The 13,609-nt window shown below is 41.3% G+C and carries 15 protein-coding genes and 1 tRNA gene; 12 read left to right on the top strand and 4 right to left on the bottom strand.

The window, feature by feature from the left end:
• Positions 1-144: 144 nt before the first annotated feature.
• Together ACR63N_RS08630 and ACR63N_RS08635 are read left to right on the top strand one after the other, a co-directional pair.
• A complete protein-coding gene (locus ACR63N_RS08630) occupies positions 145-828 on the top strand; it encodes an ATP-binding cassette domain-containing protein (protein WP_472781864.1) in 684 nt (227 codons plus the stop codon).
• Entirely contained in the window at positions 818-1,462 is a 645-nt protein-coding gene (locus ACR63N_RS08635; protein WP_367109157.1) for a CDP-alcohol phosphatidyltransferase family protein, read from the top strand. The genes ACR63N_RS08630 and ACR63N_RS08635 overlap by 11 nt, the downstream gene beginning before the upstream one ends.
• 34 nt (positions 1,463-1,496) lie before the next feature.
• On the opposite strand, the gene ACR63N_RS08640 is transcribed toward ACR63N_RS08635, so the two are convergent.
• Complete coding sequence (locus ACR63N_RS08640; RefSeq protein WP_367104246.1) at positions 1,497-1,901, bottom strand: RidA family protein; 405 nt, start codon at positions 1,899-1,901, stop codon at positions 1,497-1,499.
• 106 nt (positions 1,902-2,007) lie between these two features.
• Between ACR63N_RS08640 and ACR63N_RS08645 the strand changes: the two genes are divergently transcribed.
• The 8 genes from ACR63N_RS08645 (at position 2,008) to ACR63N_RS08680 (ending at position 8,829) form a co-directional block, all read left to right on the top strand.
• Positions 2,008-2,550 carry an acetyl-CoA carboxylase biotin carboxyl carrier protein gene (locus ACR63N_RS08645; protein WP_472781865.1) on the top strand — a complete coding sequence of 181 codons (543 nt, stop codon included), beginning with the start codon at positions 2,008-2,010 and terminating at the stop codon, positions 2,548-2,550.
• Between the two features lie 68 nt (positions 2,551-2,618).
• On the top strand, positions 2,619-3,968 hold the full coding sequence (accC, locus tag ACR63N_RS08650) for an acetyl-CoA carboxylase biotin carboxylase subunit (RefSeq protein WP_472781866.1): 1,350 nt from the start codon (positions 2,619-2,621) through the stop codon (positions 3,966-3,968).
• A 48-nt stretch (positions 3,969-4,016) separates the two neighbouring features.
• Complete coding sequence (pxpB, locus tag ACR63N_RS08655) at positions 4,017-4,727, top strand: 5-oxoprolinase subunit PxpB (RefSeq protein WP_472781867.1); 711 nt, start codon at positions 4,017-4,019, stop codon at positions 4,725-4,727.
• A gap of 64 nt (positions 4,728-4,791) precedes the next feature.
• Positions 4,792-5,715 (top strand): 5-oxoprolinase subunit C family protein, encoded by a 924-nt coding sequence (locus tag ACR63N_RS08660; RefSeq protein WP_472781868.1) that lies wholly within the window; start codon positions 4,792-4,794, stop codon positions 5,713-5,715.
• Positions 5,705-6,439, top strand: coding sequence for a 5-oxoprolinase subunit PxpA (gene pxpA, locus ACR63N_RS08665; RefSeq protein ID WP_367104241.1), 735 nt, complete (start codon positions 5,705-5,707; stop codon positions 6,437-6,439). Before ACR63N_RS08660 ends, pxpA begins: the two co-directional genes overlap by 11 nt.
• Before the next feature lie 46 nt (positions 6,440-6,485).
• Positions 6,486-7,673, top strand: a complete 1,188-nt coding sequence (locus ACR63N_RS08670) for an NRAMP family divalent metal transporter (protein ID WP_367111473.1) — start codon at positions 6,486-6,488, stop codon at positions 7,671-7,673.
• 210 nt (positions 7,674-7,883) lie between these two features.
• Positions 7,884-8,339 (top strand): acetyl-CoA carboxylase biotin carboxyl carrier protein, encoded by a 456-nt coding sequence (locus ACR63N_RS08675; protein ID WP_472781869.1) that lies wholly within the window; start codon positions 7,884-7,886, stop codon positions 8,337-8,339.
• A 124-nt stretch (positions 8,340-8,463) separates the two neighbouring features.
• The gene (locus tag ACR63N_RS08680; protein WP_472781870.1) at positions 8,464-8,829 is read left to right on the top strand and encodes a hypothetical protein; all 366 of its coding nucleotides are present in this window, start codon (positions 8,464-8,466) and stop codon (positions 8,827-8,829) included.
• Between the two features lie 168 nt (positions 8,830-8,997).
• Here ACR63N_RS08680 and ACR63N_RS08685 read toward each other — a convergent pair whose 3' ends face one another.
• A complete protein-coding gene (locus tag ACR63N_RS08685; RefSeq protein ID WP_472781871.1) occupies positions 8,998-10,656 on the bottom strand; it encodes an alpha-keto acid decarboxylase family protein in 1,659 nt (552 codons plus the stop codon).
• 270 nt (positions 10,657-10,926) lie between these two features.
• Between ACR63N_RS08685 and ACR63N_RS08690 the strand changes: the two genes are divergently transcribed.
• Positions 10,927-11,001: transfer RNA gene (locus ACR63N_RS08690), tRNA-Gly, on the top strand.
• Between the two features lie 164 nt (positions 11,002-11,165).
• On the opposite strand, the gene ACR63N_RS08695 is transcribed toward ACR63N_RS08690, so the two are convergent.
• Both ACR63N_RS08695 and ACR63N_RS08700 read right to left on the bottom strand, forming a co-directional pair.
• Entirely contained in the window at positions 11,166-12,152 is a 987-nt protein-coding gene (locus ACR63N_RS08695) for a hypothetical protein (protein ID WP_472781872.1), read from the bottom strand.
• A gap of 7 nt (positions 12,153-12,159) precedes the next feature.
• On the bottom strand, positions 12,160-13,197 hold the full coding sequence (locus ACR63N_RS08700; RefSeq protein ID WP_472781873.1) for an AAA family ATPase: 1,038 nt from the start codon (positions 13,195-13,197) through the stop codon (positions 12,160-12,162).
• A 39-nt stretch (positions 13,198-13,236) separates the two neighbouring features.
• On the opposite strand from ACR63N_RS08700, the gene ACR63N_RS08705 reads away from it, so the two are divergent.
• Positions 13,237-13,512 (top strand): M48 metallopeptidase family protein, encoded by a 276-nt coding sequence (locus tag ACR63N_RS08705; RefSeq protein WP_472781874.1) that lies wholly within the window; start codon positions 13,237-13,239, stop codon positions 13,510-13,512.
• Positions 13,513-13,609 lie beyond the last annotated feature (97 nt).

The following is a 13,609-nucleotide window of genomic DNA, read 5'->3' on the forward strand; positions in this document are numbered from 1 at the left end:
ATTCTGGTGATAGAAATTTTAGGCTATTATCAGGTTATAGCTTTAAAAGTATTGCGTAGGCTGGATTAAAAACCTAGCCTACAACTACAAATCTAAATAACTTCAAAAATAGTTCAATTATTAAAAAGAAAAAAAGGGTTCTCAATGCCATCATCTCTACAGATAAAAGATTTACAGCTTTATCGGCAAGGTGAGCTTTTGCTTAGGCTAAATGCGGAAGTTAATGGCGGTGAGATATTAACCATCATGGGCCCATCTGGTAGCGGTAAATCAAGTTTGCTAAACTGGATTACCGGTACGTTATCTAATGACTTTAGCGCCACGGGCGAAGTCTGGTTAAATGCTCAAAACGTCAGCCACTTGCCCACGCATCTACGTCAAATCGGCGTACTCTATCAAGATGCGCTACTGTTTTCACACTTATCGGTGGCAGGTAACATTGCTTTTGCGATGCCCAAAGAAAATAGACAGAACCATACAAAGAGCAGTAAAAAGCAGCGTCTGGAGAAAATAGAGCACGCCCTTGAGCAAGTCGGTTTGACTGGTATGGCAAAGCGTCATCCCGATAATTTATCAGGTGGTCAGCAAGCGCGCGTGGCACTGCTGCGCACGCTATCAAGCGAGCCCAAAGCCATTTTACTTGACGAGCCTTTTAGTAAGCTTGATACCCAGCTGAGGATGGAGACACGCCAATTGGTGTTTGAGCAAATCCGTGACCATAAGCTGCCGGCTATTATGGTTACCCACGACCATAGTGATGCAGAAGCAGCAGAAGGTCAGGTTATACATTTAGGCGCAGCTGAAATAGAGCAAAACCATGCTAGATAAATACCTCACGCCTATTATCAAACCAATATTGACCCCGATAGCCGCTGCCCTACATAAACGCGGTATCACCGCTGACCAGTTATCCGTCTTTGGTTTTGCTATCGGCATGTTGGCCTTGCCACTGCTCGCTTTTGAGCTGTGGTCTGGTGCGCTTATTGCTATTGTGTGTAATCGTATTTTTGATGGGCTGGACGGGGCGCTGGCGCGTTACGCCAAGCAAAGCTCAAGCGCAGGCGGCTATTTGGACATTACCCTAGACTTTTTATTTTACGCCGCTGTACCGCTTGGCTTTATTTTGGCAAACCCTGAACAAAACGCTATCGCAGGGGCGTTACTACTAGCCGCTTTTATCGGCACGGGTTCTAGCTTTTTAGCCTTTGCCATCGCAGCAGAAAAGTTTCAGCTAGACAAACCGCAGTTTAAATATAAAAGTTTTTATTACCTAAATGGCCTCACCGAAGGTACTGAAACCATTGCACTGTTTATCGCCTTTTGTATTTGGCCACAGCATTTTGTACTGCTAGCAGGCATATTTGCCACTGCTTGCGCGATTACGATTTTTACTCGTATTTATGGCGGTTATCATACCCTTAAACAGCTTGAGGCCAATACTGCTAAAACCATTAATAGATAACTAATTAATAGATAACTAATAGCTAAGCTTCAAGCTAATCAATAACAGCTGTCATCTCAATCTCAATTAGCAAATCTGGCATGGCAAGAGACTGCACACCGAGCAGCGTATTGACAGGCGGTGTTGTATCACCATAAAAGTCACCAATAGCTTTGCCCACCACTTCTAAATTTGTTGGCTCTAAATCAACGATATATGTTCGCATGCGCACCACATTTGCAGGCGTTGCCCCCGCTTCTTTTAGTACAGTACGTAGGTTTTTGAAAACCTGCTCGGTCTGTTTAGCTAGATCATTTTTACCAACAGTATTACCCTCAGCGTCCCAAGCCAATTGCCCTGCACAATGAATCACTGTCTTGCCCTGAGCTTTGGTAGCATGAGAAAAGCCAAATTGCAAGCTGTCATACATAGTGCTTGGGTTAATAGTTTGGTGTGTCATGTTAGTTTCCTTTATCAATGATAGCATTTTATTAATTTATAAATTAAAATGAATACTAACAGATAATTCATTATCTATCATTCACTCTGATAAAGTGATATATCATATGAATATTAATTTCAACGATGTAGAAAAACTTATTAAAATTGCTGAGCGCGCTAATATCGATTCATTAGAAGTTGTTGATGGTAATAAGCGCATCGCTATTGTTTGTCAGTCTGCCATCAGTCAAAACGCTAGCTTACAAAATAACTCTCAAAGCTTTAAAGATAATATTACTCATCAAAATAACGCATCTTTAACTTCGCATTCAAACAGCATTAGTGATAATACTGCTCAAAGCCGCCTCTCGCAAAATGACATCTCAAATAACGATTCTTTAGACAGCTCTACCCATACAGATACTGAGAGCCATCAAATTACCGCCCTCATGCTCGGCACGTTTTATCGTCGCTCCGACCCTAGTGCCGATGTATTTGTAAGCGTTGGCGATAGCGTTGCAGCAGGCGATACTTTGTGTGTTATTGAAGCCATGAAAATCATGCACGAAGTCAAAGCCGATAGCGTAGGTACTATCAAAGAGATTTTGGTGGACGATGGCGATGTGGTTGAGTTTGATCAAGCGTTGTTTATGATTAGTGTTAGCTAAAGTAAGTATTAATTAAGTTATTAAAATACTTAAGCTATTAAATGGATTTTAGTTGCAAGGAAAGCTGCATGTTTAAAAAAATTCTTATTGCCAATCGTGGTGAAATTGCTCTACGTATTATTCGCGCCTGCAAACAGCTGGGCATCACCTCCGTCATCGTCTATTCCAAAGCTGATCAAGACTCCCTACCAGTCAAACTTGCTGATGAAAAAATCTGCATTGGCCCAGCCCTAGCTACCAAAAGCTATCTAAACCAAGAAGCAATTATCTCCGCTGCTAAAATCACTGGCGCTGAAGCTATTCACCCGGGCTATGGTTTTTTGGCAGAAAATGCCGCTTTTGCGGAGCGTGTCGCCCAAGCTGGATTAACTTTTATCGGTGCTACCTCAGACAACATAAGAAAAATGGGCGATAAGGTCGCAGCAAAAAAACAAATGCTAAAAGCTGGCGTCCCTTGTGTTCCCGGCTCTGATGGCGCTCTGCCAAGCGACGAAGAGGAAGTTCTGAAAATCGCCAGAGAAGTAGGTTATCCGGTCATTATTAAAGCAGCAAGCGGCGGCGGCGGGCGCGGTATGCGCGTGGTTGAAAATGAAGATAATTTGCTCGCAGCTATCTCAATGACCCAAGCCGAAGCTAAGACTAATTTTGGCGATCCTGTGGTTTATCTGGAGCGTTATCTACAAGCGCCGCGTCATATCGAGATCCAAGTCCTTGCTGATACCTATGGCAATACTATTCATCTAGGCGGGCGTGATTGCTCCATGCAGCGCCGTCATCAAAAGGTGATCGAAGAAGCCCCTGCTCCCGGTATTACCGCTGAGCAAAGAGAATATATCGGTAAAAACTGCGCGCTGGCTTGTCAAAAAATGAATTACGTGGGCGCAGGGACGTTTGAATTTTTATATGAGAATGGCGAGTTTTTCTTTATCGAGATGAATACTCGCATCCAAGTTGAGCATACCATTACTGAGCTGGTGACCGGTTTCGATATTGTGCAAGAGCAGATATTGGTTGCTGCAGGAGAAACGCTGAGCCGTACACAAGAAGACGTCAGAATTAAAGGGCATGCGTTTGAATGCCGGATCAATGCCGAAAACCCTTATACCTTTATGCCCAGCCCCGGACGTATTGACTACTGCCACCTGCCAGCGGGCTTTGGCGTTCGCGTCGATAGCCATATTGAATCAGGCTATACCGTACCGCCCTCTTACGACAGCTTGATCGCCAAAATCTGCGTCCACGCGCCAACGCGAGAGCAAGCTATTGATAAGATGCAAGCAGCATTAGCAGAAGCCACAATCGAAGGCATCGATACCAATATTGCCCTGCACCAAAAACTATTTGCTGACCCTGAATTTAATAAAGGCCAAGTGAGTATTCATTATTTATCGCAGTGGATAGCAGAGAATATTGATTAGTGAATAAAAAATTATTGAGCAAGATTATTAAACAAGGAATTGCGATCTATGGCTACTCAAGACGCAACCGTTACAGACAGTACCGCTAAAGATACAACAGCATTTGAGCCGCTGCAGTGGCAACTTTGTAGCGAAACCAATCTGGTATTATTTTTTCCCAAGCCGACCACGCTTGAGAAGCAGCAACAGTGTTGGGCGCTGGCAGATACGGTTCAGCAGATACCCGAGGTTAGCGAGGTGGTTATTGGAATGAATACGCTCAGCGTGTTTACCACCCCTTTGACTTATAAAGAGCTGCAAAATCTGCAACAAAAACTCACCGAATTAAGCATCAATACCGAGCAAAAACAAATACAAGGCAAACACGTCGAGATTCCGGTACATTATGGCGGCGAATTTGGTCCTGATCTAAAAGCTATGGCAGCTGAATTAGGTTTATCTATTGAAGAGGTCGTCGAGAAGCATACCGCCGCAACTTATACCGTTTACTTTATTGGTTTTCAGCCCGGCTTCCCCTACCTTGGCGGCTTGTCGGAAGCGCTTTACTTTCCAAGACATACCAATCCGCGTACCAAAGTTCCAGCAGGCTCAGTCGGTATTGGCGGTGAGCAAACCGGCATCTACCCTTTTGCCTCTCCAGGCGGTTGGCAGTTGTTGGGACAAACCGAGACCAAGTTATTTGATTTAGCCAAAGAATCGCCCACGCTATTAAATGCTGGCGATACGCTTAAATTTACTGCTATTGATATTTATGAGTGATGCATAAAGCGTAGCAAACGATAAATTAGAACAACAAATTGACGATAATAAATAGGCGGTAGTGATGAAAGTTTTAGCCTGCAATGCCCTTGCTAGTATTCAAGACCTCGGTAGGTTTGGCTATCGCAGTATGGGCGTGGGTAAGAATGGCGTGATGGATCGCTGGGCCTTTGAAGCGGGTAATGCTTTAATCAAAAATTCGTTAAATGAACCCACTTTAGAGATTACTTTAGGCAGTTTGACGCTGGAATTTACCGAGGACACTGCTTTTTGTATCACAGGCGCTATCTATGAAGCGTATTTAGATGATAAGCGTATCGCTTGCTACTGGCGCATCAATGCCAAAGCCGGACAAACCTTAAAACTAGTGCGTTCCCTAAAAGGCATGTATAGCTATCTTTGTGTCCATGGCGGCTTTGATGTTAAGCCAATTTTAAATTCTTCTAGCACCAATGACAAAGCAGATTTTGGCGGCTTTAAAGGTCGGATGATTCAAGAAAATGATACGATTAATATTAAAACATCTGCTCATCTGCCAGTGATAGGCGTTACTGCCCTACCCGATACTCGTATCATTCGAGTCGTCAAAAACAGCGAGTACGACTGCTTTACCTCAGACTCCCAGAAGTTGTTTTTTGAGCAAAGCTGGAAAATAGAAACCAGTAGTAACCGCATGGGTTACCGGTTTAAAGGCGAAAAGCCACTTGAGCTGGGCGCGCCGCTACAAATGAGCTCGCATGGCGTCGATATCGGTATGATTCAAGTACCACCGCAAGGACAACCTATCGTCCTAATGGCTGACGCGCAAACGACGGGCGGTTATCCCAAAATCGCCAGCGTAATCGACGCTGATATTGGACTGCTGGCGCAAATTCGCTACGGTAAGGAGTGTCAGTTTCAGCTGGTAACCATAGAAGATGCTTTAGAGCAGCGCCAACAAAGACAACGTTATATCGCACGAATCAAGGAGTACGCTCATGAAAATTGATCTAAATGCTGATGTCGCAGAAGGCTGCGGCCAAGACGACAAATTGCTCACCATAGTCAGCTCCGCCAATGTGAGCTGTGGTCTGCACGCCGGCTCTTATGCCGAGATGCTCGCTACCCTTAAGCTTGCGAAACAACACAATGTGCGCGTCGGCGCGCATCCAGGCCTTGATGACAAAGAAAACTTTGGCCGGGTTCAGCAAGACCTAGACGAGGATGGCTACCGCGCTTTAATAAGCTACCAGCTTGGTGCCACCAAAGCAGTATGCGATATGGTTGGCGTGGAGCTTGATTACGTCAAACCGCACGGCGCTCTTTATAACCAAGCCGCTGTTGATGCAGACTTGGCGGATATTGTGGTCAGTGAGATTAAACGCTTTGACCCAAGTCTCAAGATTATGGGCTTATCAGGCGGTCAGTTAGTCAAAGCCGCCAAAGCGCACAATATGCAAGTCATCTCTGAGGTATTCGCCGATAGAAACTACGAAAACGATGGCTCGCTGGTATCACGGACCAAAGACAACGCTTTGATCACTGATCCTAAAGAGGCCAGTCGTCATGCACTAGAGATGATTACCGAAGGGGTCGTGACCAGTGTTGACGGCAAAAAGGTGCCCGTCGAGGCGCAAAGTATTTGCCTGCATGGTGATAGTGAACATGCGGTTGCCTTCGCCAAAGACATCAAAGAGCAGCTCCAGCAGCAAGGTATCGAGATATCGGCGTAGCGGTCATATAATCACTATATAGTAAAAACCCTAAACAAGGACGTTTATGAGTACCTTAAAAAAACACAATACCGCCATTTTGGGCGCGGCCTTTTTGATGGCAACCTCAGCGGTAGGACCCGGGTTTTTAACCCAAACCGCTACCTTTACCGAAAGCTTGATGGCAAGCTTCGGTTTTGTCATTTTAATCTCTATTATTATGGATATTGGAGTACAGCTTAACGTTTGGCGTGTGGTTGCCGTCTCCAAGAAACGCGCGCAAGAGATTGCCAATTTAGTGTTTCCAGGTGTCGGCTATTTGCTGTCTTTTTTAATTATCGCCGGCGGTCTTGCCTTTAATATCGGTAACATTGGCGGCGCGGGACTGGGCATGGAGTCAGTGTTTAATATCTCCCCCATTACCGGCGCGCTCATCAGCGGAGTCATTGCGGTAGCTATCTTTTTAGGGCGAGAGACTGGGCCTATCATGGATAAATTTGCCCAGCTGATGGGCTTTATTCTGATCATATTAATTATCTACGTCGTCTTTAAATCCGACCCGCCATTAGCAGAAGCGGTCAGCAAAACCATCATGCCTGATAAAATTGATGCAGTTGCTATCGTCACTTTAGTCGGCGGTACGGTCGGTGGTTATATTACTTTCTCAGGCGCGCATCGCTTATTAGAAGCAGGCGTGAGCGGAGAGGAAAATCTTGATTCGGTCACTAGAAGCTCAGTCTCCGGTATTTTAATTGCCTCGGTTATTCGGGTGTTCTTGTTCCTTGCCGTCTTAGGTGTGGTCTCGAAAGGTATCGCTTTAGACCCCTCAAACCCCGCTATGTCACCTTTTCAATATATCTTAGGCAATGTCGGTAAAATTATCTTCGGCATCGTCATTTGGGCGGCCTCTGTAACTTCTGTCATTGGTGCAGCTTATACGTCAGTGTCTTTTATGACCAACTTTCATCCTTTCATTGAGACTTATAAGCGTTTCTTTATTATTGGCTTTATCGTCATCTCCACCTTGATTTTTGCCACTATTGGTAAACCGGCGCAAGTGCTGGTGCTAGTCGGTACGCTAAATGGTTTGGTACTCCCAATCGCGATGGTGATTATCCTTATCGCCGCTTATAGAAAAAACATCATTGGTAATTACAAACATCCGATTTGGATTGCCGCCTTTGGTTGGGTTATCGCCATCGCTATGAGTGTGCTCAGTGCGATGACTATTGCTCAGTATTTAGGCTTTAGTTAGGGATTTAAGTCAAATGATTTCGAATAGTAGACGTAGACTGGGTTTTTAACCCTAAGAAGCGTTTAAAAATTGCACTGCAATTTTAGCTTTGCAAGGGAAATTCTTTAAATAGAATTTCCATAAAACCTATGTAAATTTTCAAAGCTGGATTAAAAATTCATTTCAATTTCAAACGTAGGAAAATTTTAAATAGCAGATAAGGATAATATTATGGATATTACCGCCGTTGAGCGTTTGGTAACATTGGTAGAATCAAGCCAAGTGCATAAAATAACGATTGAAGACCATGACCAATCTATTAGCGTGGTTAATCGCTCTCATGCTACTAAGAGCCCTACTCAAAACAATATAGACTCGTCATTAAACTCTACAAGAGATAAGAACACCTCCTCTTTTGATACAAATAATCAAGACCTTAAAGACTTAGAGTCAGTGCAAGTACTCTCCCTTTACGTCGGCTATATGCACTTAAGTGCTGATGGAGCAACGGACAACTTGATGAAAAAAGGCGACGCTATTGAAGTGGAGCAAACCATTGGTTTTGTTGAAGTGCTAACTAAATTGCTTCCTATCATCAGTGATAAATCCGGGGTAGTTAGTGAAGTTTTAGTCGAAGAAGGACAAGTAGTAGAATATGGCCAGCCTATTTTGCAATTGGCTGAGTAATTATTATTCGTTATTAAATAGAGAAATCGCATAATCTTATGATGAGGGTTTTGTTAAACAAGTGAATTTTGCGGCTCAGTATGAATTTGGGTCAAACAGTAGCGGCTTTAACCAGGACAATTACATGGTTGGTATCGGCGCTGATCTCAACATCCCTATTGAAGGCATGAAATATGCCTCAGCTTCGCTATATCATGTTTTTAACAATAACTCTGGTCCTAATGATGCTGATGATCAACAAATCACCTTGACCTATGGCTGGGAGAAGAATAATTTTGTCGTTGATGGTTATGTCGACTACTCATTTAACAACGACGATCTTAAAGATCAATTGCATATCAATCCACAAATCAAATACAACTTGCAAGAAGCCCTCGGTATCGACAACCGGATAGAGGTAGGCATAGAATACAGCTACTGGCGCAATAAATTTGGTCTAGACGGCGTTAATCAAAGCGTGCCTAGCGCTTTGGTAAAACTGCACTTTTAATACTGTTTTATTTGATGTCTAGCCATTTAGTATTTAGTATAAAATCAACTTCCAAAGAAGCTAAAAACCCTGGCCAATATTATCAATTGAACAGGGTCTTAAATTGCGATTATATGTCTGTCACTACAAGTCTGTATTTATAAAAGTACTGATGTCTTGCTAAACCGCTTAGGTAAGCGCTTTTGCGATATCCGCTAATAAAGAAGGGACATCATGTTTATCGGCCATGACTTCTAGCATAACGAGTTTATCAGTAGTCTCATTGGCTTTTTTGAGTGCCTCTTTTAACTCGCCTGCGGTTTTAGCGTTTAGCAACAAGGTATTGTCATCATTGCCGCCAAAGGCTTTGGGCATCGCTTGCCAATCACAGTACGGAATATCATTATAACGTTGGTTTTCACCATGAATGGCGCGCTCAACCGTATAACCATCATTATTCACCAGCAAAATGATAGGATTAGTACGCTCTTTGATCATGACTGCAATCTCTTGTATGGTCAGTAGCGCTGAGCCATCACCAATTAGCAGTACACCGCGCTTATTGGGTGAGGCCATACTAGCGCCTAAACTTGCTGGCAGCGTATAACCAATAGAGCCCCAAAGCGGTTGACCGTAACACGTCACGCCTGCTGGCAGACGGACGTCGCTAATGCCAAAATAGGCCGTACCTTGATCAGCGAACACCAGATGATCGCTTTGCAGATGATCTGCAACAATGTGCCATAAGTCATTTTGAAGAATGGCCTCGTCATCACCGCCTTGTTGCTTATGCGGATGTAATTCATCTGATAATAGTTTGGGTGTGATCTCTATACCAGAGGTTAGGACTTCATGGAGCGTTTGTAGCGAGTCTTTTAAAGATATAGGAGCAAAGTTCTTACCACCGATACTAGCGCGTTCATAATGCAAATCAACTACGACCTTCTCATCGATATCTTGGCTGAACCCTACTGACGAGGTATCCGTATAATTGACACCGATTTTGATCAAACACTCGCAGTTTTCTACCGCATCTTTAACCACAGGCCGCGACGCCATGCCCGCATAAGTGCCCGCCCAGCGCGCGCTTTGTTCATCAAGCAAGGTTTTGCCCCATGACAAAGTGGTATAAGGAATCTTCGTATCCGCAATCAAAGCTTTGAGCTGATCTTGTAGTCCCAAACGATGCACCATCAAATCTGCCATCAAAGTGGTGGTTTTATTGGGCAAAAACTCTATTAGTGCTTGTCTAAAGGCGCTCAGTGCCGCTTGACTGGTGATGTTTTCTTGACTATCGTCAAGCTTAGTCGTAGGAGGATAAATAGGCATCTTCGCGACATCCGGCGATAACATTAAGTAGCCTGGACGATGCTTTTTTAGGGCTACGCGAATGACTCTATCAATCTCAGAAGCGGCATTTTCTGGGGTGATTTGCGCACGAGCCACCGTTACAGGCTCCACCATTTTGATAAAGTGGTTGAACACACCGTCGCCAAGTGAGTGATGAATACGGCGCCTAGCATTTTGCTGCTCCACAGTAGGCGTTCCTACGATGTGTAGCACTGGGGCATACTCTGCATATGAGCCAGCGGTTGCATTGATGGCTGATAACTCTCCTACCCCAAACGTCGTTACCATAGCAGCAAAGCCGCGTTCGCGTGCATAACCATCAGCAGCATAGCCTGCATTTAGCTCGTTAGTATTACCAACCCAGCGCAGTTTGTCCGACTCAAGAATGTTATCTAAAAAACTTAGGTTATAATCGCCTGGTACACCGAAAATCTCAGTAGCTCCCGCCTCAGCGATACGGTCAAACAGATAATCAGCGATAGTATAAGGTTTACTCATAGTTATTGTCCTTAATTGTTGTTGTCAAAAAATTATCATAGCCACTATAGCTATATTGCTTTATCCGATACTTCAAGTTTAACTTTTTGGAATGCTTACTATAAGAATAGTTTATATCATAGTTTTAAAGCCAACATAAAGAGCTGTATTACTAATTTAGTTAATTGTTGTTGTGGATATTGACAGTCATAAAAAATCGCGTATAATACGCCTTTGTTATCAAAGCATATCTAGGTTTATTATGGCTAGGTTATATATTTGATAATTTAAGCGGGATTAGCTCAGTGGTAGAGCACAACCTTGCCAAGGTTGGGGTCGAGAGTTCGAATCTCTTATCCCGCTCCAAATACAGCTTGCAAAAGCACTAAAAGCCCCACTACTCTTATTTGAGTGGTGGGGCTTTTTTTTGGTTAAAATTTGGGGATTGTATAGATTTTTTAAACCTAAGCTACCTTTTCCTAGATTCTGACTTCTAAGATCTAAAAGAATCTAGTTTTAAAAAACAATTATCATTTTATATTGTCAATAGCTGACAGTATAAGCCTGTGAACCTCGTCATTAGGATCTACATAACGCATATTACAATAGGTATCGAAGCTAAATGAGTTTTTGAACAGGTTCGTTACATGACTAACCTTACTTTTAATCGATTTTCTATCCACTTCTTCTTTAACCTTTACAATTTCATCCTTCATTAGTTGTAATAGTGAGTCTTTGTGTATTTTTTTCATTAGATTGAAGAGCACATGTCCTGACACAAACCTATATGCATTCTCCTCATTAACTCCTATTCTCTTTAAGAAATTCTCTGCTTCGTCTGTATTATTTTCTAATATATTTTTTTCATAGAAAAACACATCAAGGCTGTTCTCTATTTCATCTATAGCAGATAAATCTATATTCAAATTAACATCAATAAGTTTCTTATCAAGAATATTGAAACAAGCGTTAAATTCATTTTCATATGTATTACTATAATCAACTTGCTCTAATAGAACTGTATATCTAGCTAAGGCACTAAGCGATATTTTAGAAAATTTGTCTATGAAATCTAGTAAGTTCACTGTATTGGGTAGTGTTAATCTACATCTTTCAAAAAAATTTTGTAAATGCCGTTTTTCAAGCTGCACGCTCTCTCTACTAAAGCCATATGTATGAACAATGTATTTATTATAGTTAAAAATATGGTTAGCCTGAGCTTTTGAAGCTATATAGTCATAATCACTATCGACAGCTATTATTACTTTCTCGTTGGCCTTGTCGTATATAGTTTCTAAGAACCTCTTCCCAGTTACTGTTTTACTATCTTTAGAAGATGGGCGACACGTGTATTCGTTAGGGTAATAGTATCCAATAAACTCTTCCCAAAACTTCCAATCAGAAGCGTCTTCTACATAGATAATACCTTTATCTTTATCTACAGTACTCCCAGACAGAAATACATTGTAAGAGCTAATATAGTTCCTATCAGTAAGAAAATCTCTAAATTCCGACATATCAACACTACACTTCTGTTGTTATATTTTTCATATCTACAAAACTATCTAACCAGCCATTCATAACCATAGCAGGACTATGAGTTACTATTATAATTTGACTTGTATCATTTACTTTTGTAATTTCCGTTAATAACTTTTCTTGCCAAGAAAGATGTAATGATATTTCTGGTTCATCCATTAGTATTATAGAGTTATCTACACCTCCATTTATAATTTTTAAAAATATAAATACTACTTGTCTCTCTCCAGATGAGAGATTTTTATAACTTATATCTCTTTGGTTATTTAGTCTTATTTCTATTTCGTCTCCATTAAATACTGCTTTCTTATTTGTTTCTTCAAATAAGTTATTCAATGCATTGGTAAGTTTATCTTGTAAAATATTTTTATTTTCCTCACTTTTATTGAGTCTTTTTATTTCATTATCAATTTCAAGATCAAGAAACGTCGTCTTACTTCCACTACTCGTGGTTATATTATTGACTGAGTTCGCGCTCATATTTATAGTAGAAATAAACTCTACTTTCATTCTTTCCTCACTATTCTTCTTAACTTCATTCTTACTCTTTTTGCTATTCTTAACTGTAAAAAATTTATTTAAAGCATCGTCTTCACTATTTATCGCTCTAGCATTGATTTTTTCAAATAAATCTATAGTGATTCTAGAAACATAATCTTCTTCTTGTTTATTATTAGCGATACGTTCTTTAATTGAAATTTTGTGTCCTTTTCTGATTTTACTGTCGCTCTCTATTATCTCATTTAACATTTCGTTAAACACTTCACTCAATACCTCAAAATTTATTTTATTATTATTACGAGAAATATATTGTTTCCCGTCTTGCATATTAATTAATATTTCTTCACATAAGTCTAATACATCATGATCTTCTCGAGTAATTGCTGAGTTAATCAATCTGAGAATAGTGGATTTACCCAAGCCATTTTTACCAACTAGAACATTGATTTTCTTTAGTTCCCAATTAACTTCTTTTTCATCAAATAATTTTTTTATTCTAATGCTTTTTATAAAATTCTTCATAAATATTCTTATTTGGTTGGAGATGGTATATACATAATATTGACACACTTAGATGTAATAGGGAATACCTCTCTAAAGTATCAGGATGAAAAACAATGGGGTAGCTGCTCGGCTCAAGGCACCTTAGTCCTCAATCCGCACTTGGTTAAAGCGCATAAAGAATGTATCGACTATGTGATATTGCATGAGCTGTGTCATATCAAAGAGCACAATCACAGTGAACGATTTTGGCGGCTATTAACTCAGGTCATGCCGCATTCGAGAGCTGTAAAAACTGAGCTTGATAGTATGGCTGAGCTTTATTTAAATGAATAGCTTTGATAGTGTGAAGGAATATCAAAACTGAATGGCTTTAGGGTCTATTGAACAGCACAGCGATCGCGGTATTCAGTATATAATAAGATCAAAGGTT

This window comes from Psychrobacter sp. M4, from assembly GCF_055699795.1.